This is a genomic window from Ruegeria sp. HKCCD6604 (genome assembly GCF_013110635.1).
GTDB lineage: Bacteria > Pseudomonadota > Alphaproteobacteria > Rhodobacterales > Rhodobacteraceae > Ruegeria.
The window spans coordinates 490,082-511,365 of record NZ_WVQW01000001.1 but is presented as its reverse complement, the minus strand read 5'-3'; the positions used below and the strand labels follow the sequence as shown (position 1 = coordinate 511,365).

The window sequence follows — 21,284 nt, the reverse complement described above, 5'->3', positions numbered from 1 at the left end:
GCTCGGGACGAGGACAAAAACGGGCAGGCACAAAAACAAGAGCGATACTAGTACGGCGCATGAAAACCCTGACGACGACGCAAGAGCTGGCCGATTTCTGCAAGGCCGCCGAAGGCTATCCCTATATCACGGTCGACACCGAATTTCTGCGCGAGCGGACGTATTACTCCAAGCTGTGCCTGGTGCAATTGGCTGTCCCGTCCGAGGATGAAGACAGCGCGGTTCTGGTCGATCCGCTTGCCGATGGTTTGTCGCTTGACCCGCTTTACGATCTTTTCCGGAATGAAAGCGTGGTCAAAGTGTTCCATGCTGCCCGCCAGGACCTTGAGATCTTCTGGGTCGAAGCCGGCGTTTTTCCCAAGCCGCTGTTCGACACACAGGTCGCAGCGATGGTGTGTGGCTTTGGCGAACAGGTCGGCTATGAAACTCTGGTCCGGAAAATCTGCAAACAAGGCGTTGATAAGACTTCTCGGTTCACCGACTGGTCCCGGCGCCCGTTGACCGATGCTCAAAAAAACTATGCTCTGGCAGACGTGACGCATCTGCGCGGGATCTATGAATACCTGGCCGCAGAACTTGAAAAGACGCAGCGCAGCCATTGGGTTGCCGAAGAATTGCGGACGCTGACACAGCCTGCCACATATGACATCCGCCCTGAGGACGCATGGAAGCGGGTAAAGACGCGTACGAACTCGGCCAAGTTTCTGGCCGTAGTGCGGGAATTGGCGCAGTTTCGCGAAGCCTATGCGCAGGAAAACAACGTGCCACGGAACCGCGTATTCAAAGACGACGCGCTGATCGAGCTGGCATCGACCAAACCTAAAACACATTCGGATTTGGGCGGATCCCGCCTGTTGTTGCGCGAAGCCCGCAAAGGGGCGATCGCCGAAGGTATTCTGGCCGCAGTCCAGCGTGGCGTGAATTGCCCGCCCGACAAATTGCCCAAGGTCGACACTTCGCGCGACAAGCTCAAGGTCAATCCGGCGCTGGCTGACCTGCTTAGGGTTCTGCTGAAGTCCAAAACCGAAAGTTCAGGTGTGGCGGCGAAATTGATCGCCACAAGTGCGGACCTGGATCAGATTGCGGCCGGCGAGCGGGATGTTCCAGCCTTGTCGGGATGGCGGTTCGAGGTCTTTGGCGAGGATGCTCTCAAGTTGTGCGAAGGAAAGATCGCCCTGGCGGCCAAAGGGCAGTCGGTCAAGGTCGTGTCCCTGTAACGGCGCTTACCGGCGCCGTGATTCCAATGCGTTCTGTTGTCCGACCACGCGGACCAGCCGAATCCCTTCCAGTTCCTGCTTCGAGACATTGATGGCGTCCGATACCATCCGGGTACGTTCCGACCCTTGCGGCGTCTCATAGCTGGGGTAGTTCACACGGAACACGAATTCCAAAGTTCCGTTCTTCTGGTTTTCTTCCTTTTCAACAGGAACCAGACGCGCGTTGAATGCCCCCTGTCGGACAGCCGTGCCAGACGCATAGATGATCGCGCCGGTGGGGGTTGGGTCGATGCGCAACTCGTCGATCTGACCAATTGGAATGCTGGTGTCTTCGGCATCGGGGCGGGAAAACAGGCCGGTTCCTCCGCCTTGCTTCGGAACCAGTGCGTCGGCGGCATTTGGGTCGGGCGGTGTTTCGGCTTCGACAGATCTGCTGGATCCGAACCAGTTTGAAGGGTTCACCCGAGAGTCACGCCAGCTGCTGCATGCAGTCAGGGTCAGCGTGGCGATGATGAGAACGGACAGAGATTTTTGCATGGACCCACAGACTTTCACACGAGTTCAGGCAATGGGTTAGCGCATATTCTTCGCGTTGAAAAGCCACCGCGGGGGCTGGACAGTGGCGGGTCACCGGCTTAGGTCACAATTGTGAATGCAACCAAAGGATCACCGCATCATGGCCACGCCCGCCTTTGAAGAGATTGTCGAGGATTTCGAGTTTCTCGAGGATTGGGAAGACCGGTATCGCCATGTCATCGAGCAGGGCAAGGCGATGGAGCCGCTGGACGATGCATTCAAGGTTCCGGCGACAAAAGTCCATGGATGCGCCAGCCAGGTCTGGCTGCATCCGATGATTGAATCCGGCGTCTTCAAATTCGATGGTGACAGCGATGCACTGATCGTGCGCGGCCTGATCGCTGTTCTTCGGTCCTTGTACAACGGTTTGCCCGTGGCCGAAGTTCCCAAGGTCGATGCGGGGGCGGAACTGGCACGCCTTGGGCTGAACGACCACCTGTCCGCTCAGCGCTCGAACGGCCTGCGGTCTATGATCGAACGCATCCGGCAGGTCGCACAGGAAAACGCCTGACCTCATCCTGGGCGGTTTGCCCAGTCCGACAGCGTGTTTTCCAGATCGCCGTAACCGGTGAACCGGCGTTCGAATTCAAGGCCCATTCGGTCTGCACATTCGCGCGCGCGTTCCGTCAGCTCTGGGCTGTCGATCTGGGCCTGATAGACAAGTTTGGTGTAATTGCCGAAATACATGTCACGCAGTTCCGGGTGGCGGTCCAGGCCCAGTGGTTTCCAGACAAAGGCGTCGAATTGCCGGGCCAGGAAATCTGTCAGATAGAACGCGGTTGTTTCGTCTTCTCCGCGGTCCTGAAAGGCCTTATTTCCTTCGAAAAAGGAATAGCAATGGGGCCCCTTCACCATTTCGACCCCAAGTTTCTCGCAGGCGGCCTGAAGCAGACCCCCGGTGCCGCAATCGGCGTAGACGATGTAGATCTTGTCAAAATCGCCTTGATGCTTGGCCACGGCGTCTTCCACGGCCTGGGTGATCCTTTCCGGGTGAACGTGCAGGATCGCAGGCAGGCAGGTCAGAGCCATGTGATCCCAGCCATTCCGTGTTTTGATGTCCAGTATTTCGCGCGCAAGAGCGCCACAGGCAATCAACAGGATGCTTCCCTTGACTGTATCTTCATAGCCCTTCGAGGTCAGGCTTGCATCATCTGGCAGGGATTCGTTTGACATCGCTTGGCATCCTCCGGGGCTTTTGCCATAGGAGGATGATTGAGGCCGTTGGGCAAGCCCCGATCCGACATCTCATGTCAGGCCGCCGACGCATGCGCTTCAAACGCGGTCAGCAGGGGCCGGGCCAGCGGGCCGTACGCGGCAACACCGTTCAGCGACAGTTCCGGAAACAGAGACAGGATTTCTTGCCGTGCGGCAGACCCGAGACTGTCCCAGATATGCGCGCCGGGATGAAAGCTCTCGCTCAGGCAATCTTCGGCCCAGAGCAGCTCATGCCGGTCGAACAGCAAGTGGATGTAGGTCACCACGCCTCCGGGCCGCAGTATGATGTCGGACCCGTTCACGAGATGTTTGGCAGGCGCCAGGGCTTCGCAATGTCCGGTGTGCAGCTCGAGACGCCAATCCCCAATCAGCATGCGGTGCTGTTGCGACACCAGAAGGTCGCGCGTGTTTCCGATGGCGCCCGCTTTGAAAAGAACAGGCGCATGCGGACCCGTTGCCTTGACGGTTCGCCGCCCCATCCAACGCAGGGGTTGCAGCCCATGATCATGGGTTTCAATCCGGTCGCCGACGGACAGGGTTTCAATCGGTCGCGCGCCTTGCTCGGTGCGGATCATCGTTCCGGGGGTAAAGCAGGGCACCAGATCCCAATCTTCACGGCGGGATGTCAGGCCTGAATACCGGTTTCCGGCAAGGCTGTTGAGCGTGATCGAGCGGACAGGGCCAGCCTCCAAGGCGGATTGGTCCGAATTGTCCGAGAATTCCGGCATCAGATAGGTGTTGCCATCCACATCCTGCGCCACAACTGCGGAAATCCTGGCATTTGATCCGTCAAAATATGTGATCGTGGCGTTGTAGACCGAAGTGCCATCGAATGTCTGAGGCGGCCCGCCATCGATCGAAAACCGATCATTGGCCGACATGTTGTTCATGTTGTAGTACGAACTCGGATTGCCGACCGGGCTCCAGGTGACGCTGTTGTGAACCAGCGGATCGTCGGACCCGCCAAAGGTTTTCCCGACAAGCGCCGAAGCGTTTTCAGCTGTGTTGTTGCCTTCGAAACTGTCGATATCGGCAAGTTTGCCGAGTGAGATGGCCGTGAATGTAGTCGGCACGAGACCCCCTGGGGATGTGGATGCCTCGTTCTTTTAGACCTGCTTTGGTTTAAAATTGGATAATCCGGATCCTCCGGTGACAAGGCGCTTCAGAATCGAAAAGGCCGCCCGGATCGGACGGCCTTTCAATCAGTATTGTTCGGGTCTTAGCCAGCCAGTTGATTGTGCTTGCGGCCCACGAATTCCTTGGCGGTTTCCACTGCAACAGCTGCGTCGCGGCAATAGGCATCCGCGCCGATGGCTTTGCCGAACTCTTCATTCAGGGGCGCGCCGCCGACCAGAACGATGTAATCGTCGCGGACGCCCTGTTCGACCATCGTGTCGATGACCACTTTCATGTAAGGCATCGTAGTGGTCAGCAGGGCCGACATGCCCAGAATGTCGGGTTGTTCGTTTTCCAGTGCTTCTAGGTAGTTTTCGACCGGGTTGTTGATGCCCAGATCGACAACTTCGAAGCCGGCGCCTTCCATCATCATCGAAACAAGGTTCTTGCCGATGTCGTGGATGTCACCCTTCACGGTGCCGATGACCATCTTGCCGACGCGCGGTGCACCGGTTTCGGCCAGCAGCGGCTTGAGAATGGACATGCCGCCTTTCATGGCGTTTGCGGCCAGCAGAACCTCGGGGACGAACAGGATGCCGTCGCGGAAGTCATGGCCTACGATGGTCATACCGCCAACCAGAGCCTTGGTCAGGATGTCATAAGGTGTCCATCCGCGTTCCAGCAGGATGTTGGTACCTTCTTCGATCTCTTCCTTCAGGCCATCGTAGAGATCGTCGAACATCTGCTCGACCAGTTCGTCGTCATTCAGTTCGGACAGGACGATGTCTTCTTCGTCGGACATGGGGTATTCCCTGTGCTGGGCGGGCCATCGACCCGTGGTGGCATTTTTTCCGTTTTGGCCAAAACGTCGCATCGTGACTGTGACGATTGCGACGTCGGTCGTTTCGGGACCGACCTATAAGCCAAAAAATGGGGGGGCTCGATAGAAAAGTCTGCAAGATTATCCTGCAGACTCTTCAACTAACTTCAATCCAACGAAGATTTGGCGGGGGTTGCGCCAAATCGGCGACAGGCCTATGTTTGCGCGAGAACAAAAGAAGAACATACTGACATGAACATCGCGCGGACGATCAAGGCAAGAGGAACAACGACGAACGAAGCTGGTCGGTTTGAACGCTTTGCCACCACGCCCGCCGAAGACGGGTGGGACATAGAGGAAGAATTGCCGCCGCTGCGTACCGAGACAAGCGAAGAGGTTGCGCGCAGCGCTATTACTTACAACCGATCTCCTGACTTGCCCTTCGATCGGTCGATCAACCCGTACCGGGGATGTGAACATGGCTGCGTTTACTGTTTTGCGCGACCAAGCCACGCGTATCTTGGGCTATCGGCAGGATTGGATTTCGAAACCCGCCTGATCGCTCGACCCAACATGGGGCGTGTTCTGCGCAAGGAATTGTCCGCCAGATCCTACAAAGTCGCGCCGATTGCAATTGGTACGAATACGGACCCGTATCAGCCGATTGAGAAAAAGCACATGATTACAAAGTCATGTCTTGAGGTTTTGAGTGAGTTCAACCACCCGGTCGCAATCGTCACCAAGGGTACCCTGATAGAGCGGGATCTGGAGTTGCTTGCCGACATGGCAGGCCGGGGGCTGGTGCGGGTTGGTATTTCGCTGACAACGTTGGATGCGGAATTGTCCCGCCGGATGGAACCACGGGCGCCGTCGCCTCTTCGGCGGTTGCGCGTGATCCGAACGCTGACGGAAGCGGGCGTTCCGGTGCGTGTCATGACGTCACCCATCGTGCCGGGGCTGACGGATCATGAACTGGAAAGCCTTCTGGAAGCCGGGAAAGAGGCTGGTGCGGATGCCGCAAGCTGGATCATGTTGCGCCTGCCGCGCGAAGTATCGCAGCTTTGGCAGGGCTGGCTTGCCGATCATGAGCCGCCGCGGGCGGAAAAGGTCATGTCCAAACTGCGGGAAATGCATGGAGGGCGGGACTACGATCCGCGTTGGGGGCACAGAATGCGGGGCGAGGGTGAGTATGCCGGGATTATCGCTCAAAGGTTCGTGAAGACCTGCAAACGTCTGGGGCTGTCCATAAAATCGGCCCCGTTGCGTTGCGACTTGTTTGCGGTGCCGCCGCAGCCCGGGGATCAGCTGAGCCTGTTCTGAGGTCTTGCGCCCCGGCTTGTCCGGTGCTGTCTTGCGCGGGAAAACACCGGGTCTTCGCGCTCTCATTGCTTCAGCCCAAACAAAAAGACCCCGGCAGTACCGGGGCCTTCGAAACAGATTGACGTGAGGCGCGTATCAGCGATTTTCGATATCCACGTAATCGCGCAGCGTTTCGCCTAGGTACAGCTGACGCGGGCGGCCGATTTTGTTTTGCGGATCGGCGATCATCTCTTTCCACTGGCTGACCCAGCCAACAGTGCGTGACAGGGCGAAGATCGGCGTGAACATCGAGGTCGGGAAACCCATCGCTTCGAGGATGATGCCCGAGTAGAAGTCGACATTCGGGAATAGCTTTTTATCGGCGAAGTACGGGTCTTCCAGTGCTTCGCGTTCCAGTTCCTTGGCAACCTGCAATTTCGGGTTGTCTTCAACGCCCAGCAGATCAAGAACTTCGTCAGCCGATTGCTTCATCACTTTGGCGCGCGGGTCGAAATTCTTGTAAACGCGGTGACCAAAGCCCATCAGGCGGAACGGATCGTTCTTGTCTTTGGCGCGGGCAATAAACTCGGGGATGCGATCAACGGTGCCGATCTCTTCCAGCATCTCCAGGCAGGCCTGATTTGCGCCACCATGTGCCGGACCCCAAAGGCAAGCGATGCCGGCGGCGATACAGGCAAACGGGTTTGCCCCCGAGGACGACGCCAGACGCACGGTCGATGTCGAGGCATTCTGTTCGTGATCCGCATGCAGCGTAAAGATGCGGTCCATGGCGCGGCTGAGGATCGGGTTGACCTCGTATTCCTCGGCAGGAACGCTGAAACACATGCGCAGGAAGTTCGAGGCATAGTCCAGATCGTTGCGCGGATACACGAAAGGCTGACCAGTGTGATACTTGTAGGCCCATGCAGCAATAGTCGGCATCTTGGCGATCAGACGATGCGATGCGATTTCACGCTGCTGCGGGTCCGAGATATCCGTTGAATCGTGATAGAAGGCCGACATCGCGCCGACAACGCCGACCATGATGGCCATCGGGTGCGCGTCGCGGCGGAAACCGCGATAGAAATACTGCATCTGCTCGTGCAGCATGGTGTGGCGTGTGATCGTGGTCTCGAATTTCTCAAGATCCTTTGCCGCCGGCAGTTCTCCGTACAGCAGAAGATAGCAGACTTCGAGAAAATGCGATTTCTCGGCCAGTTGGTCGATCGGATAGCCCCGGTGCAGCAGTTCGCCTTTTTCGCCGTCGATATAGGTGATGGTGCTGTCGCAGCTTGCGGTCGAAGTGAACCCGGGATCGTAGGTGAAGACGCCGGCCTGACCATAAAGCTTGCGGATATCAATGACATCCGGACCAGCGGTCGGAGAATGAACAGGCAACTCATACTCTTTGCCGTGAACGGTCAGAGTGGCTGTTTTGTTGCTTTCGGTCATGGTTGTCCCTTCTTCATTCATGCGCACGCCAGAGATACCTCCGGTGATACGGGCAATGACTGCGCGTGGACGCGCAGTCCGGGTGTTAGCGGAGCAGCGTTACCCCTTTATGAAGCTTGGGTTATTTCGCTGCTTCAGAAAGCCGCGCCAGGGTTTCTTCCCGTCCCAGCACAAGCATCATGTCAAAAACCGAAGGCGTAACGGCCCGACCCGCCAGGGCGGCCCTCAGCGGACCGGCCAGCTTGCCGAATTTGAGCTCCTTTGACTCGGCAAAGGAATTCAGTGCCTCCTCCAGTTCGTTCCGCGACCAGCTAACATTTTGCAGATGCGGCGTCAATTCCGTCAGTATACCATCGGATACAGTTGCCAGTGCCTTTGCCGCCTTTTCATCCGGAACGATCGGGCGGTTTGTCAGTGCAAAATGAGCCTTTTCAAGCAGTTCCGGGAAAGTGCGCGCCCGGTCCTTGAGGCAATACATCGCACGTTCCAGATCACTGGATTGTGTTTCGGTAAGGGGCGGAAGGTCTGCTGCGGCCAGATATGCTTCGATCTCTTGCCGCAGTGCAGCATCATCCGAGATTGCGATATGCTGTCCACACAGGTTTTCAAGCTTTTTCAGATCAAACCGTGCAGGGCTTTTGCCGATCCCGTCCAGATCGAACCAGTCCTTTGCCTGCGCATCCGTGAAAAACTCATCGTCGCCATGACTCCAGCCCAGCCGGGTCAGGTAATTGCGCATCCCGGCTGCGGGATAGCCCATGGCCTGATACTCCTGCGCCCCAAGAGCACCATGGCGCTTGGACAGCTTCTTGCCATCCGGCCCGTGAATCAGCGGGATATGCGCCCAGACCGGAACGTCCCAGCCCATGGCTTCGTAGATCATCATTTGCCGCGCGGCATTGTTGAGGTGATCGTCGCCGCGAATGACATGGGTGACACCCATGTCGTGATCGTCGACAACGACTGCCAGCATGTAGACGGGTGTTCCGTCCGAGCGCAGAAGAATCATGTCGTCCAACTGGTCATTGCGGATGCTCACATCGCCCTGAACCTGATCGTGGATCACGGTCACCCCGTCCTGAGGCGCCTTGATGCGTATGGCAAAAGGTGCATCCGGATGTGTAGCAGGATCGGCGTCACGCCATGGGCTGCGGAACAGGGTTGATTTCCCTTCGCTGCGCGCCTGGTCCCGGAAAGCCGCGATTTCTTCCTGGGTCGAGAAACACTTGTAGGCCTTGCCCTCGGCCAGCAACTGATGCGCGACCTCGGCGTGACGGGCGGCCCCTTCGAACTGGCTGATCACGTCACCGTCGTGATCAAGGCCAAGCCAGGCCATGCCCTGAAGGATCGCGGCGGTCGCCTCGGGTGTCGAACGTTCGCGATCGGTGTCTTCGATCCGCAGCAGGAATTTGCCGCCCCGACCACGCGCATACAGCCAATTGAACAATGCAGTGCGCGCGCCACCGATATGCAGGAAACCGGTGGGCGAGGGGGCAAAACGAGTGACGACCTGTTCAGTCATGGTGAGGATTAACCTTTTGGTAACCGTATCTGGCATAGTTTGAAGCCTGTCTAACGAGCCCGAAGGACGGGGGCAACCATGCGTGTTCTTGCACGGGTCGAGGCCGCGCTGCTGCGCCAGACAGGCTACCTTTTCCCTTGGACGCCGGTTTTGCTGGCGACGGGGATTGGTCTTTATTTCGGCGTCCGCGTCGAGCCGGATTGGTCAGTCTATGCCGGTCTTGTCTGTCTTGGAATCGCTCTTGTCGCCTTGCGCCGCCGGCTGCCACCGGGGGTGGGAACGTTGGCAATCGGGGGGGTGCTGATCGCTGCCGGTTTCATTCTGGCAGGCGTTCGCGCCCATATGGTGGCAGAACCGGTACTGTCGTGGCGATATTATGGCCCTGTCGAGGGGAGGGTCGTCGCCATGGATCGGTCTGCCTCGGATGCGTTGCGGTTGACGCTTGATCAGGTACGCATAGGGGATGTACCTCAGGAGCGCAGGCCGCAGCGCATCCGTCTTTCCGTTCATGTTCCAACGGGCGCAATCGCACCGGGGCAGCGTATTATGACCACGGGTCATCTTTCGCCGCCGCAGGGCCCGGTCGAGCCCGGAGGTTTCGACTTTCGCCGTCATGCCTGGTTTCAACGATTGGGCGCGGTCGGCTATACCCGCGTCCCGATCATGACCATCGCGCCAGCGACCGAGGGGATCGACGGCATTCGGGTCACTGCGATCCGCATGGCCATTTCGCAGCGGGTCAGGCAGAATCTGCCCGGTGAAATCGGTGGATTTGCCGCCGCCGTCACCACCGGAGATCGCAGCGGGATGGGGCAGGAGACGCTATCATCCTTGCGGGCGTCCAATCTGGCGCATCTGCTGGCCATTTCCGGGCTTCATATGGGGCTTCTGACAGGCTTCGTGTTCGTCGCGTGTCGGTTGGGGCTGTCGTTGTGCCCCCCTGTTGCGTTGCGAGTTCCGGTTCGGAAGGTGGCTGCTGTTCTCGCGCTTTGTGCCGCAACCCTTTATCTGTTGTTGTCCGGGGGCAACGTTGCAACCGAACGGGCCTTTGTCATGGTCAGCGTCATGCTGGGGGCCGTATTGATCGACCGACGCGCGATTTCACTGCGCGCGGTTGCTGTTGCCGCCGTAATCGTGCTGGTTCTTCGGCCTGAGTCGCTGCTGAGCCCCGGATTTCAAATGTCCTTCGCCGCAACCACAGCGTTGGTCGCCGTCTTCGGAGCGTTGCGAGAGATGGGCCCGATGCCCGGCCCAAACTGGCTGAAGCCCGTCGCCGGCGTGGTGATGTCATCGGCAATTGCAGGCCTTGCAACAGCCCCCATAGGTGCCGCGCATTTCAATACGATGTCCCATTACGGTCTGCTGGCCAACCTGCTTTCCGTTCCTGTCATGGGTCTTTTTGTCGTGCCCTCCGCCGTCGTTGCGGCGCTTCTGGCCCCGTTTGGACTGGAGGCAATTGCCCTGACCGTCATGGGGTGGGCGTTGCATTGGATCCTTACGGTTTCGGACTGGGTGTCGCACCTTGATGGCGCGCAGGGTTTTGTCGTCAGCCCGCCTTGGTACATCCTGCCCCTGGTCGCATTCGGCGCCTTGTGGATGGCCTTGTGGCAGGGACAAGCACGATGGGCCGGAGCAGTGCCAGTTGTCCTGGCATTTCTGCTTTGGAACTCGGGGCACAGACCGGATGTCCTGATCGCTGAAAACGGCGGATTGGTGGGGGTTATGACCGACAAGGGGCGGGCCCTCAGCAAAAGCAAAGGCAGCGGGTTTGTCGCCGGTGTCTGGCTTGAAAATGACGGAGACGGCGTTGATCAGATCGAGGCGGCGCTCAGATGGCCAGACAGCGACATCGTGCAACGATACCCGCTGAAGGATTTTGAGATCATCCATATCACCGGAAAACGGGCGGCGCGGGCGTTTGATGAATGCCAAAAAAACCAGATCATCATCTCGGCTGTTGCGCTTGCCCTGCAAGGTTCATGCGGGGTGTTCGATCCGGAACGGTTGTATGAAACCGGCAGCCTGTCGGTTTCGAATGGAAAGCTGACCTCGAGCGCGGACATGACAGGCCATCGGCTTTGGTCCCCGAAACCTGCCGGGGACCGTCATTCCAATCAGGCTCAATAGGTGCGGATCAGTCCGACCAACCGGCCCTGAACCTTGACCTTTTCTTCGGGCAGGACGCGCGTTTCATAAGCCGGGTTTGCTGCCTCAAGCGCGATTGCGTTGCCGCGGCGGAGGTACCGCTTGAGGGTCGCTTCCTGATCCTCGACCAAGGCAACCACGATGTCGCCGTTATCCGCGGTCGAGGTTTCTCGAATGACGACCACGTCACCGTCATTGATGCCAGCGTCGATCATCGAGTCGCCGCGAACTTCCAATGCATAGTGCTGACCCTGTCCCGAAACCATGGGGCCGGGGACGGCCACGTGATGCGATACATGGCTGATTGCTTCGATGGGAACACCGGCTGCGATCCGGCCCATGACTGGCAGCTCGAGCGCGTCCACCGATACAGGCTCCACATTCGCAGGGCGGGGGGCCTTGGGCCGGTCGCCTTCGATCACACGTGGCGTAAATCCAGCTGTCGGCTCACCGCCAAGGCTTTCGGGCAATTTCACGATCTCAATGGCCCGAGCGCGATGGGCAAGGCGGCGGATAAACCCACGTTCTTCCAATGCGGTGATCAACCGGTGAATGCCGGATTTCGACCGCAGGTCGAGAGCAGCCTTCATTTCATCAAAACTGGGCGGAACACCGTCCGCCTGCACGCGTTTGTGGATGAATTCCAGCAAATCCAATTGCTTCTTGGTCAGCATCGCTCACACCTCGTTGCTCATGCGTTTTCTTTTGTTCTACGCATGTTCACGTTTTGTGTCAACGAATTTGAGGGCAGGTCAGATCGGCAGGTATTCGACCATTTCCCCGATGTCGCGCGCCGGATCGTGTGGGGCGCGGACCAATAGCGCGTTGGACTGAGCCAATACGCTGAGAAGGGAACTGTCCTGATCTGCGCAAGCTTCGATACCGGCATCCGTCTCCACGGCGCGCATATAATGCTCGCGCGGCCCGTTCTCGGGCAAAGGACCACTCAGCCGGGCCGTGCGGAAGGGTGGCAGCACCTGTTCAAGCCCCAGCATCCGGCGCACCATCGGGGCCAGAAACAGATAGCCGCAGACCATGGCGCTGACCGGATTGCCCGGCAACCCGACCATCGCCGCGTTGCCGATACGACCGGCCATCAGGGGTTTTCCAGGGCGCATTCGGATCTTGTAGAAGGATTGCTTCATCCCCAACCCCTGCGAGACGCCCGACACGAGATCATAATCGCCAACCGACGCCCCGCCGATCGTCACGACCAGATCCGCCCCCTGCGCGAGACCAAAGGCCGTTTCAAGTGACGATACAGTGTCCCGTGCGATCGGAAGCACGCGCACCACAGCCCCCAATCCTTCGAGCATTGCCTTTAGGCCAAATGTGTTTGAGGCGATGATCTGATCCGGGCCGGGTTCTTCCCCGGGCATGACCAACTCATCACCAGTCGAGATGAGGGCGATCACGGGTTTGCGCGAAACCGGAACGCGAGGGATGTTCATCGCGGCCATCAAGGCCACATCTTCCGCGCGGATCAAACGCGGGGCCGATATGGACGTGCCAGCCTTGAAATCCACGCCAGCGGGCCGAATGTTGGTTTTGGCGCCGGGTGTGTCCGTGATTGTCAGAAGATCGCCGCGGCGGTCCGTATCCTCTTGAATCACAACGAAATCCGCACCCTCGGGTACAGGGGCGCCGGTATAGATGCGAACGGCCTGTCCGGGGCCTACAGCGCCTTCAAAACGACGCCCGGCCGCTGACTCGCCCACGATTTTGAACATGGCGTGCAGTTCGACCTCCTCAGATTTGACCGCATAGCCATCCATGGAAGAGGCGGCAAAAGGCGGTTGATCCCGCGTGGCCGTGACGTCCCGCGACAGAACACGCCCTGCGGACTGGGCCAGTGGAACCTCTTCCGCCAGCAGTGGCCCCACAAGATCGAACAACAGGGCGCGGGCCTCTTCGACAGTAATCATTTCGCCTCGTAACGTCCTGATTTACCGCCATCTTTAAGCAGAACGCGAATGCCGCCTATCTCCATCGCCTTATCGACGGCCTTGGTCATGTCGTATACCGTCAAGGCGGCTGTCGATACGGCGGTCAGCGCTTCCATCTCGACCCCGGTCTGGCCCGAGGTCTTGACGGTGGCCTGGATCCGAACACCCGGCAGGTCCGGGTCAAGTGTAAGCTCGACCGCCACTTTGGTCACCGGCAAAGGATGACACAGCGGAATGAGGTCCGGCGTTTTCTTTGCACCCATGATGCCGGCCAAACGGGCAATACCCAGAACATCGCCCTTCTTGGCGCGACCTTCGGAAATGATTTCAAAGGTTTCCGGCGCCATCCTGATGTGACCTTCGGCAACGGCGACACGATCTGTCACCTCCTTGCCCGAGACATCGACCATATGTGCCTGACCTTGGGCATCGAAATGGGTCAGTGGCATCACATCACTCCGGGGATCAGCGGGTTTGACAGGATATGGCGCGTTGCCGCTTCAACATCGTCCTGGCGCATCAGGCTTTCTCCGATCAAGAAGCAGCGGGCCCCGTAGCGTGCAATGTCCTTCAGATCGTCTGGTGTACCTAGGCCGCTTTCGCACACGATGGTGCGATCGGCGGGCACCAGCTTGGACAGGCGGCGCGTCGTGTCGAGCGTTGTCTCGAATGTCTTCAGATTGCGGTTGTTGATACCGATCAGCGGGCTTTTCAGCTGTGCCGCGCGTTCAAGCTCTGCCTCGTCGTGTACTTCGATCAGAACATCCATTCCCCAATCGAATGCAGTGTCTTCCAGTTCAGCCGCCTGATCATCACTGACCGAGGCCATGATGATCAGAATGCAATCCGCCCCCAGGGCGCGTGCTTCGACCACCTGATACGGGTCGTACATGAAATCCTTGCGCAAGGCGGGCAGGGACGTCGCCTCGCGCGCCTGCGTCAGATACTCTTTCTTGCCCTGAAAGCTGGGGGTGTCGGTCAGGACGGACAAACATGTCGCGCCACCATCTTCATAAGCCTTTGCAAGAACGGGCGGGTCGAAATCCGGCCGGATCAGTCCTTTGGACGGGCTGGCTTTCTTGACCTCGGCGATCAGGCCATAGCCTTGCCGCGAGGCGTGTTGCAGCGCATTGGCAAAGCCACGGGGTTCCGAGGCGGACCGGGCCTCACTTTCCAGTGTTTCCAGGGATTTCTGCGCTTTGTCCGCCGCGACTTCTTCCAGTTTGTAGGCTTTGATTCTGTCCAGAACGGTTTCGGTCATGCGGCTTCCTGTGTCTTGGCGGCCAAGGCCGTGATTTTGTTTTTGGCATTGCCACTGTCGATGCTTTCAGCAGCCATGGCCACGCCTTCGCGCAGATCATTTGCCGCTTCGGCGACGACCAGAGCGGCGGCTGAATTCAGCAACACCGCGTCGCGATACGCGGACGGGGCACCATCCAGCAAAGCCCGGAACGCAACGGCGTTTTCCTCGGGCGAGCCACCGATAATGTCCTCGAACGGATGCACCGGAAGACCTGCGTCTTCGGGGTGCAATTCGACCTCTTTCACAATCCCGTCTTCCAGAGCGGCGACCCAGCTGATGCCGGTGATCGTAAGCTCGTCCGTCCCGTCCGAACCATGCACCAACCAGGCCCGGTCCGACCCCAGCAGGCCAAGCGTTTCGGCCATCGGGCGGATCAGGTCGCGGCTGAAGGCGCCGGTCAATTGCCGTTTGACGCCGGCAGGGTTGGTCAGGGGGCCGAGAATATTGAAGATCGTGCGCGTTCCCAATTCTTGCCGGGACGGCATCACATGGGCGATGGCAGGGTGGTGCATGGGCGCCATCATGAAGCCGATACCAACGTCTTTCAGCGCATTTTCAACGACTTGCGGGCCAACCATGACGTTGATACCCATCTGGCCCAATGCATCCGCCGCGCCGGATTTCGAGCTCAGGTTGCGATTGCCGTGTTTCGCGACCGTGACTCCGGCACCGGCCACGACAAAAGCGGTCGCGGTCGAGATGTTCAGGGTGCCTTTGCCGTCACCGCCGGTGCCGACGATATCCATCGCCCCCTCGGGTGCGTTTACGGCATTGCATTTCGAACGCATCACGGCGGCTGCCGCGGCGTATTCATCCACCGTCTCACCGCGTGTCCGCATGGCCATCAGCAATCCGCCGATCTGGCTGGGCGTGGCTTCGCCATCGAACAGTATGGCAAAGGCTTTTTCGGCCTCGGCACGTGTCAAAGGACGATCGGCAGCGGCTCCGATCAGCGGTTTAAGCGCGTCGCTCATGCCGGGACTTTCAGTTCTTGCAGGAAGTTTTTGAGAAGGGCGTGACCGTGCTCGGATGCGATGGATTCCGGGTGGAACTGCACACCGTGGATCGGCAATTCCTTGTGCTGCAATCCCATGATCGTGCCGTCGTCCAGCTCGGCCGTGATCTCCAGGCAATCGGGCAGGGTCTCGCGCTCGACCACCAGCGAATGGTAGCGCGTTGCCTCAAAGGGTGAGGGCAGACCGGCAAACAACCCCTTGCCGGTGTGCTTCACCGTGCCCATCTTGCCATGAACGATCTCGTGGCATCGAACCACCTTGCCGCCAAACACCTGGCCTATGGTCTGATGGCCCAGGCAAACCCCCAAAAGCGGCGTTTTGGTTTCAGCGGCCGCTTTCGTCAGTGCCAGGCAAATCCCCGCCTGATCCGGGTCGCAGGGGCCGGGGCTCAGCAGAATGCCGGCAGGGTTCATGGCCATCGCTTCCTGCACATCCAGCGCATCATTTCGGCGAATGACCATTTCGGCACCAAGTTCGCCTAAATAATGTACCAAATTGTAGGTAAACGAGTCGTAGTTGTCGATCAGCAGCAGCATTTGGGCACTTATCTTCGCTTGGGCATTTCGGGCTGGCGATGCAGCCCCGGGCCACGGTATAATGTCCGCACATACATGCTCAGGCTTGAGCGGCAGCGTCAAGAGGACATACCGTTTCTGGCGCGTTCAATTGGCCGAGTGCCACACCAGATGGCGCAGAGCTGGACGAGGCAGAGGAAAGAGGCGAAAGGCAGGAAAATGGGCGGATTTTTCGGAGGAATGGTCGCGGGCGCGATCGTTGTTTTGATCTTGGGTGCGGTTGTGTCACTCAAGACGCCGATGGTGAATACCCCGGTTGTTGCAACCGAAGCACCGGCGCCGACGATTTCTGAAACTCCCGAGGCTCCAGCTGAAGTGGCGGACGCCGGATCTGACGCCGATCTGGTGGAACTTGCCCCGCGTGCGCCAGAAGCCGCCGATGACGAAGGCGAGGATCTGGCCGATCTGTCGGGGCTGGAAACGTCAATCGATTCCCAGCCGGTTGTCGGTGCGGCAACGGATGCGCTGAACCAACCGGAAGCGGCAGGTGCAAATGAAGTGTCATTCGTGATCGAAGCACCCGCCGCCTTGCCAGAGCCAAGTCAGGTTCCCGCGATTCAGCCAGACGATGCGCTGCCTGCCGTAATTGATGAAACACCGGCCCCGCCGGCAGAGCCCGAGAACACCGAGGTGGCCGCGCTTGCACCCGAGCCAGACCCTCTGCCACGGGCAGCGCCAGAGCCGGAGCCAGAGTCGACAGAGGCCGAAGAACAGAACCCCTTTGAAAACAGCCCGATTGCCGTGGAAGGGGATGAAGACACCATGCCTCGCGAACTTCCGCGCATCGCTGCGCTGCCCCAGATCGGGGGTGAGCAAAAAGCAAGTGCCAGCTCGATCATCGGAAAACGCGTCGTTCCGCTGACGGAACGGGATGATGAGCCGGTCGTGGAACAGGCCTCGGCTGAACAGCCGAAATCGACCAAGCCGATCGAGCGTTTTGGGGCAAAGTTCGAAAACCCCGAAGCCAAACCGTTGATGTCGATCATTCTGATTGATGACGAGGGTTCATTCGGGTCCGAAGCGTTGCAGGACTTTCCGTATCCGATCAGCTTCGCCGTGAACCCATCGGACCCTGATGCGGCAGAAAAGATGGCACGTCATCGCAAGGCCGGGTTCGAGGTGCTGGCACTGGCGGATCTGCCCGAGGCGGCAAGTGCACAGGACGCCGAGGTGTCGCTGTCGGTGTGGCTGGATACCCTGCCGGAAACGGTTGGTATTCTGGAAGGTGTGAACAGCGGGATTCAGGGCAATCGCAAACTGGCCGATCAGGTCGCCGCGATTGCTGCGGGAACCGGTCGTGGGCTGATTACGCAGGACAATGGGCTCAACACCGTGCAGAAGCTGGCGGCGCGAAACGGAATTCCGTCCAGTGTCGTTTTCCGCGATATCGACGGCGCACGGCAGGATCCCAAAATAATGCGCAGATTCCTGGATCAGGCCGCGTTCCGTGCGGGTCAGGAAGGGACAGTGGTCATGCTGGGACGCGTGCGTCCCGAGACGATTTCAGCCCTGTTGCTGTGGGGGCTGGAAGATCGGGGCAACCGCGTGGCAATGGCTCCGATCTCGGCCGTCATGATGAAACAGGTGCAGTGACCTGCGCAGAATGCAAAGAAAAGGGGCGGTGATCATCTGATCGGGCGCCCCTGTTTTTTTAGCCGTTTCCGTTGCCGGTAAACCGCGCGGCGTCAGCTGCCGCGCGCCGTATGGCGTTGGATTTATGAACGGTTTCCATGAACTCGGCTTCGGGGTCGCTGTCGTAAACAACACCACCCCCAGCTTGGATATAGAGTTTCTGATCTTTCACGATGGCGGTACGCAGGGCAATACACATGTCCATGTCTCCGCCCGCGCTGAAATAGCCGACGCCGCCACCGTAAACGCCGCGCTTTTCAGGCTCCAGCTCGTCGATGATCTCCATCGCGCGCACTTTGGGTGCGCCCGAAACCGTTCCTGCCGGCATACCCGCAAAAAAGGCATCCAACGCGTCTTTGTCTTCGGCCAGTTCGCCTACAACGTTTGATACGATGTGCATCACGTGGCTGTATCGTTCGATGATGAACTCTTCGGTCGGACGCACGGTTCCGATCTTTGACACGCGACCGGTATCGTTGCGACCCAGATCCAGCAGCATCAGATGTTCGGCCAGTTCTTTCTTGTCGGCCAGCAGATCAAGCTCATTCGCCTTGTCTTCTTCTGGCGTCGCGCCACGGGGGCGGGTGCCTGCAATGGGGCGAATGGTGACTTCATTGCCAAACACTCGCACCAAAATCTCGGGGCTTGCGCCCACGACCTGGAAACCGCCGAAGTTGAAATAGAACATGAACGGCGACGGATTCGTGCGCCGCAAGGACCGGTAGAGTGCGAAGGGCGGCAGCGGAAAATCCTGGGTCCAGCGCTGAGCCGGAACAACTTGGAAAATGTCACCCGCGCGGATGTATTCCTTGGCCTTTTCCACCGCCTCCATATAGCCGGACTTGGTGAAGTTCGACACCGGTGGGGCGACTTCGCGCGCGTCACCCAGATCGCGGGTTTCTGCGGGCATCGCGCGTTCCAGATCCCGGACCGCATCCATTACACGCTCAGCCGCCTGCGCATACGCGGCTTTGGCCGATTGACCGTCACTGGCCCAGGCGGGTGACACCACCGTTACCTCACCCTTGACCCCATCCAGCACCGCGATGACAGACGGGCGCAGCATGATCGCATCGGGCAATCCCAGTGGATCAGGGTTCACATCCGGAAGGTGTTCCACCAGCCGAACCATGTCATAACCCAGATACCCGAACAGCCCGGCAGCGGCCTGTGGCAGGTCATCGGGCAATTCCATGCGGCTTTCGGCAAGAAGCGCCCGCAGGTTGTCCATCGGGTTGCCATCTTGGGGCGAGAACGCCTCGGCATCGAAACGGGCCGAACGGTTCAGTTCCGAGGTTTCCCCGTGACAGCGCCAAACCAGATCAGGTTTCATGCCGATGATCGAATAGCGGCCGCGAACCTCACCGCCTGTCACCGATTCCAGCATGAACGCATCTTTCTGCGCGCCCGTCAGCTTGAGCATCAGTGAAACAGGTGTGTCCAGATCGGCGGCCAGACGCGTATATACAACCTGGTTTTCGCCCGCATCATAGGCGCGCGCGAAGGTTTCGAAATCGGGTGTCAGGGCCATATCGGTCTCGTTTAAAAGCTCGCCTGCACGGCGTTCAACGCCTGTTGATCCACCACAGGGCGCGCCCGGGTCTGGGCGTCACGTACGTAGGCGTTAAAGATATTCTGTGCCAAAGCCTGATCCATCTGCGAGCTCAGGGCATCACGCAACTGACGCAGTTCATCCGTATCCGCCGGCGGCAGGGTTTCATCCAGACGCACTATCCAAGCCGCACCATTGCCCGAAACAACGCGCAGCTCGCCCGGTTCCATTGCGAAAACTTCGTTCATGAAATTGGCCGGAACGTCATTCAGAAACGCTGTGCGGGTCAGGGCGTTTTCGACGCGGAAGGGCAGGCCGGTCGCTGCGAAATCACCGTCAGGTACCAGTTGGTTCAGAATGGCATCCGCCTTTTCGCGCAGGGCTTTGTTGATCTCGGCCTGCTGCCAGGCCGCGGCGACACGGTCGCGCGCGCTCTCCAGCGGTTCCGGGCGGCGCGGCAGAACCTCGTCTAGGCGCAGGGCAAAAATTGACCCGTCTTCGAGGAAGGCGATTTCAGGGAAATCCCCTTCCTGCACGGCTTCTGCGGCCGCTCGGAACCCGTCATAGGCCGCAACGCCGTCGTCGCTGTCACGGGTCCAGTCGATCTGACCCAGTTCCATTTCGGTTTCTTCCGCCAGTTCTTCCAGAGTGGCACCGCCCGCCAGCATGTCGTTGATATCTTCGGATTGCGCCTCGATCAGGCGGCGGGCGCGTTCAGTCGCCAACTCTTCCCGAAGTGCCGGCTCGGCCTCGTCATATGGAACACTGTTCGCGGCCAGTGATCCATTGACACGGAACAGGGCCGGACCGAACACCGAAGGCAACGGGCCCACGACAGCGTCAAGCTCGGCCGCAAAAACGGCGTCCGCAGCTTCGCCCAGATCCTCACGCGTCACGTCGCCCAGATCGATGTCGTTCAGTTCCAGATCGCGATCCCGAACCAACTGTTCAAAGGTCGTGCCGCCAACCTCGAGCTGCGCCAAAGCGTCCTTGGCGGCCTGTTCGCTTGGGAAGTTCAGACGTTCAACCAGACGGCGTTCGGGCTGGTTGTATTCGTCGGACCGTTCTTCATAAAGCTTCCGCAACGCGTCTTCGTCGATTTCGACCGTGTCCACCAACATTGCAGGCGACAGAATCGCATAAGTCAGCTGCTTGGTGCGGGGCAGGGTAAACTGATCTCCATTGTCATCGTAGAATGCCTGGATCTGCGCGTCCGTTGGTTCGGCCACAGGTGTGTCCAGTGCTTCCGCCCCGATAGTTGCGACCGTAAAGCTGCGCCGCGCGCCGATGTAGTCGACCATCGTGTCCGTCATCGTTGCGGGCATTTTCACGCCGCCCATGATTGCGCCCTGCACGATGGTTCGGGCGGATTCCTTGCGCAGATCGGATTCGAATTCGGAATCGGTCATGCCGACCTGTTCCAGCTGAAAGCGATAGGATTCACGGTCAAAAGTTCCGTTGACACCCTGAAACGCCGGGATCGAGATGATCTCTTGCTGAAGGTTCTCATCGCCGATGGAAATCCCAAGCTGACGGACCTCGTTGTCCAGCGCTGCCAAAGCGGTCAGGCGGGCAAGGGCGTTTCGATCCAGACCCAGCTCGCGCGCTTGCGACATCTGCAAAGGCTGCCCGGATTGTGCTTCGACCGCTCGGATTTCGCGCTGCAATTCGCGCACATAGTCATCGACCGAGATGCTTTCGTCGCCGACTTGCGCAACTGTGCGGATCGTCCCGCTGAGGTTGACCGCGCCAAATCCCGCAAGGCCCAGCATCAGCAGGCCCATCAGAATCCAGACAAAGGTTTTCGAAAGACTTTTAGCGCCTGCGGCCATGATGCCCTCTTGTTTTTTTGGCAGAGTTCTGCCCTGTCGGTTGCGGCCCTGAATACGACGCACACC

Annotated in this window: 19 protein-coding genes; 5 read left to right on the top strand and 14 right to left on the bottom strand. The window is 59.0% G+C overall.

The window, feature by feature from the left end:
* Positions 1 to 59: 59 nt before the first annotated feature.
* Entirely contained in the window at positions 60 to 1,217 is a 1,158-nt protein-coding gene (gene rnd / locus GS614_RS02525) for a ribonuclease D (protein ID WP_171725431.1), read from the top strand.
* 6 nt (positions 1,218 to 1,223) lie between these two features.
* On the opposite strand, the gene GS614_RS02520 is transcribed toward rnd, so the two are convergent.
* Entirely contained in the window at positions 1,224 to 1,754 is a 531-nt protein-coding gene (locus GS614_RS02520) for a hypothetical protein (RefSeq protein ID WP_152458108.1), read from the bottom strand.
* Positions 1,755 to 1,893: 139 nt separating this feature from the next.
* On the opposite strand from GS614_RS02520, the gene GS614_RS02515 reads away from it, so the two are divergent.
* Positions 1,894 to 2,304 (top strand): SufE family protein, encoded by a 411-nt coding sequence (locus GS614_RS02515; protein ID WP_117868838.1) that lies wholly within the window; start codon positions 1,894 to 1,896, stop codon positions 2,302 to 2,304.
* A gap of 2 nt (positions 2,305 to 2,306) precedes the next feature.
* Here the strand turns inward: GS614_RS02515 and GS614_RS02510 are convergent, their stop codons facing one another.
* The 3 genes from GS614_RS02510 to GS614_RS02500 all read right to left on the bottom strand — a co-directional run bounded on the left by GS614_RS02510 (position 2,307) and on the right by GS614_RS02500 (position 4,926).
* Positions 2,307 to 2,966: a DUF1638 domain-containing protein gene (locus GS614_RS02510; RefSeq protein WP_171725430.1), complete on the bottom strand. Its 660-nt coding sequence runs from the start codon at positions 2,964 to 2,966 to the stop codon at positions 2,307 to 2,309.
* A gap of 77 nt (positions 2,967 to 3,043) precedes the next feature.
* The gene (locus GS614_RS22035; protein ID WP_171725429.1) at positions 3,044 to 4,081 is read right to left on the bottom strand and encodes a Hint domain-containing protein; all 1,038 of its coding nucleotides are present in this window, start codon (positions 4,079 to 4,081) and stop codon (positions 3,044 to 3,046) included.
* A 146-nt stretch (positions 4,082 to 4,227) separates the two neighbouring features.
* Positions 4,228 to 4,926 (bottom strand): B12-binding domain-containing protein, encoded by a 699-nt coding sequence (locus GS614_RS02500; protein WP_152458104.1) that lies wholly within the window; start codon positions 4,924 to 4,926, stop codon positions 4,228 to 4,230.
* A gap of 270 nt (positions 4,927 to 5,196) precedes the next feature.
* Between GS614_RS02500 and GS614_RS02495 the strand changes: the two genes are divergently transcribed.
* Entirely contained in the window at positions 5,197 to 6,264 is a 1,068-nt protein-coding gene (locus tag GS614_RS02495; RefSeq protein ID WP_171725428.1) for a PA0069 family radical SAM protein, read from the top strand.
* Between the two features lie 135 nt (positions 6,265 to 6,399).
* Here GS614_RS02495 and gltA read toward each other — a convergent pair whose 3' ends face one another.
* Positions 6,400 to 7,695: a citrate synthase gene (gltA, locus tag GS614_RS02490; protein ID WP_171115733.1), complete on the bottom strand. Its 1,296-nt coding sequence runs from the start codon at positions 7,693 to 7,695 to the stop codon at positions 6,400 to 6,402.
* Positions 7,696 to 7,816: 121 nt separating this feature from the next.
* Positions 7,817 to 9,217, bottom strand: a complete 1,401-nt coding sequence (gene gltX, locus GS614_RS02485; RefSeq protein ID WP_171115736.1) for a glutamate--tRNA ligase — start codon at positions 9,215 to 9,217, stop codon at positions 7,817 to 7,819.
* Positions 9,218 to 9,295: 78 nt separating this feature from the next.
* Between gltX and GS614_RS02480 the strand changes: the two genes are divergently transcribed.
* Complete coding sequence (locus GS614_RS02480) at positions 9,296 to 11,344, top strand: ComEC/Rec2 family competence protein (RefSeq protein ID WP_171725427.1); 2,049 nt, start codon at positions 9,296 to 9,298, stop codon at positions 11,342 to 11,344.
* Here the strand turns inward: GS614_RS02480 and lexA are convergent.
* The 6 genes from lexA to GS614_RS02450 all read right to left on the bottom strand — a co-directional run bounded on the left by lexA (position 11,338) and on the right by GS614_RS02450 (position 16,163).
* Positions 11,338 to 12,036, bottom strand: a complete 699-nt coding sequence (gene lexA / locus GS614_RS02475) for a transcriptional repressor LexA (protein WP_171725426.1) — start codon at positions 12,034 to 12,036, stop codon at positions 11,338 to 11,340. The genes GS614_RS02480 and lexA overlap by 7 nt on opposite strands.
* Before the next feature lie 78 nt (positions 12,037 to 12,114).
* Positions 12,115 to 13,287 carry a gephyrin-like molybdotransferase Glp gene (glp, locus tag GS614_RS02470; protein ID WP_171725425.1) on the bottom strand — a complete coding sequence of 391 codons (1,173 nt, stop codon included), beginning with the start codon at positions 13,285 to 13,287 and terminating at the stop codon, positions 12,115 to 12,117.
* The gene (gene moaC, locus GS614_RS02465) at positions 13,284 to 13,757 is read right to left on the bottom strand and encodes a cyclic pyranopterin monophosphate synthase MoaC (RefSeq protein ID WP_171725424.1); all 474 of its coding nucleotides are present in this window, start codon (positions 13,755 to 13,757) and stop codon (positions 13,284 to 13,286) included. Before moaC ends, glp begins: the two co-directional genes overlap by 4 nt.
* On the bottom strand, positions 13,757 to 14,569 hold the full coding sequence (gene trpC, locus GS614_RS02460; protein WP_152458096.1) for an indole-3-glycerol phosphate synthase TrpC: 813 nt from the start codon (positions 14,567 to 14,569) through the stop codon (positions 13,757 to 13,759). The genes moaC and trpC overlap by 1 nt, the downstream gene beginning before the upstream one ends.
* Complete coding sequence (trpD, locus tag GS614_RS02455; RefSeq protein ID WP_171228257.1) at positions 14,566 to 15,585, bottom strand: anthranilate phosphoribosyltransferase; 1,020 nt, start codon at positions 15,583 to 15,585, stop codon at positions 14,566 to 14,568. The genes trpC and trpD overlap by 4 nt, the downstream gene beginning before the upstream one ends.
* Complete coding sequence (locus tag GS614_RS02450) at positions 15,582 to 16,163, bottom strand: aminodeoxychorismate/anthranilate synthase component II (RefSeq protein WP_171115746.1); 582 nt, start codon at positions 16,161 to 16,163, stop codon at positions 15,582 to 15,584. The genes trpD and GS614_RS02450 overlap by 4 nt, the downstream gene beginning before the upstream one ends.
* A gap of 198 nt (positions 16,164 to 16,361) precedes the next feature.
* Between GS614_RS02450 and GS614_RS02445 the strand changes: the two genes are divergently transcribed.
* Positions 16,362 to 17,795: a polysaccharide deacteylase family 2 protein gene (locus GS614_RS02445; RefSeq protein WP_171115749.1), complete on the top strand. Its 1,434-nt coding sequence runs from the start codon at positions 16,362 to 16,364 to the stop codon at positions 17,793 to 17,795.
* 58 nt (positions 17,796 to 17,853) lie between these two features.
* Here the strand turns inward: GS614_RS02445 and trpE are convergent, their stop codons facing one another.
* Both trpE and GS614_RS02435 read right to left on the bottom strand, forming a co-directional pair.
* Positions 17,854 to 19,365: an anthranilate synthase component I gene (gene trpE / locus GS614_RS02440; protein ID WP_171725423.1), complete on the bottom strand. Its 1,512-nt coding sequence runs from the start codon at positions 19,363 to 19,365 to the stop codon at positions 17,854 to 17,856.
* Between the two features lie 11 nt (positions 19,366 to 19,376).
* Entirely contained in the window at positions 19,377 to 21,218 is a 1,842-nt protein-coding gene (locus GS614_RS02435) for a peptidylprolyl isomerase (RefSeq protein WP_171725422.1), read from the bottom strand.
* Positions 21,219 to 21,284: the final 66 nt, after the last annotated feature.

Coding starts and splice junctions, on each gene's coding strand:
- lexA (WP_171725426.1), bottom strand. CDS start 12,036: ATGCTGACCAAGAAGCAATTGGATTTGCTGGAATTCATCCACAAACGC.
- trpD (WP_171228257.1), bottom strand. CDS start 15,585: ATGAGCGACGCGCTTAAACCGCTGATCGGAGCCGCTGCCGATCGTCCT.
- GS614_RS02510 (WP_171725430.1), bottom strand. CDS start 2,966: ATGTCAAACGAATCCCTGCCAGATGATGCAAGCCTGACCTCGAAGGGC.
- gltX (WP_171115736.1), bottom strand. CDS start 9,217: ATGACTGAACAGGTCGTCACTCGTTTTGCCCCCTCGCCCACCGGTTTC.
- trpE (WP_171725423.1), bottom strand. CDS start 19,365: ATGGCCCTGACACCCGATTTCGAAACCTTCGCGCGCGCCTATGATGCG.
- GS614_RS02500 (WP_152458104.1), bottom strand. CDS start 4,926: ATGTCCGACGAAGAAGACATCGTCCTGTCCGAACTGAATGACGACGAA.
- GS614_RS02515 (WP_117868838.1), top strand. CDS start 1,894: ATGGCCACGCCCGCCTTTGAAGAGATTGTCGAGGATTTCGAGTTTCTC.
- moaC (WP_171725424.1), bottom strand. CDS start 13,757: ATGCCACTGACCCATTTCGATGCCCAAGGTCAGGCACATATGGTCGAT.
- rnd (WP_171725431.1), top strand. CDS start 60: ATGAAAACCCTGACGACGACGCAAGAGCTGGCCGATTTCTGCAAGGCC.
- GS614_RS02520 (WP_152458108.1), bottom strand. CDS start 1,754: ATGCAAAAATCTCTGTCCGTTCTCATCATCGCCACGCTGACCCTGACT.
- GS614_RS02495 (WP_171725428.1), top strand. CDS start 5,197: ATGAACATCGCGCGGACGATCAAGGCAAGAGGAACAACGACGAACGAA.
- GS614_RS02435 (WP_171725422.1), bottom strand. CDS start 21,218: ATGGCCGCAGGCGCTAAAAGTCTTTCGAAAACCTTTGTCTGGATTCTG.
- trpC (WP_152458096.1), bottom strand. CDS start 14,569: ATGACCGAAACCGTTCTGGACAGAATCAAAGCCTACAAACTGGAAGAA.
- gltA (WP_171115733.1), bottom strand. CDS start 7,695: ATGACCGAAAGCAACAAAACAGCCACTCTGACCGTTCACGGCAAAGAG.
- GS614_RS02450 (WP_171115746.1), bottom strand. CDS start 16,163: ATGCTGCTGCTGATCGACAACTACGACTCGTTTACCTACAATTTGGTA.
- GS614_RS02445 (WP_171115749.1), top strand. CDS start 16,362: ATGGGCGGATTTTTCGGAGGAATGGTCGCGGGCGCGATCGTTGTTTTG.
- GS614_RS02480 (WP_171725427.1), top strand. CDS start 9,296: ATGCGTGTTCTTGCACGGGTCGAGGCCGCGCTGCTGCGCCAGACAGGC.
- glp (WP_171725425.1), bottom strand. CDS start 13,287: ATGATTACTGTCGAAGAGGCCCGCGCCCTGTTGTTCGATCTTGTGGGG.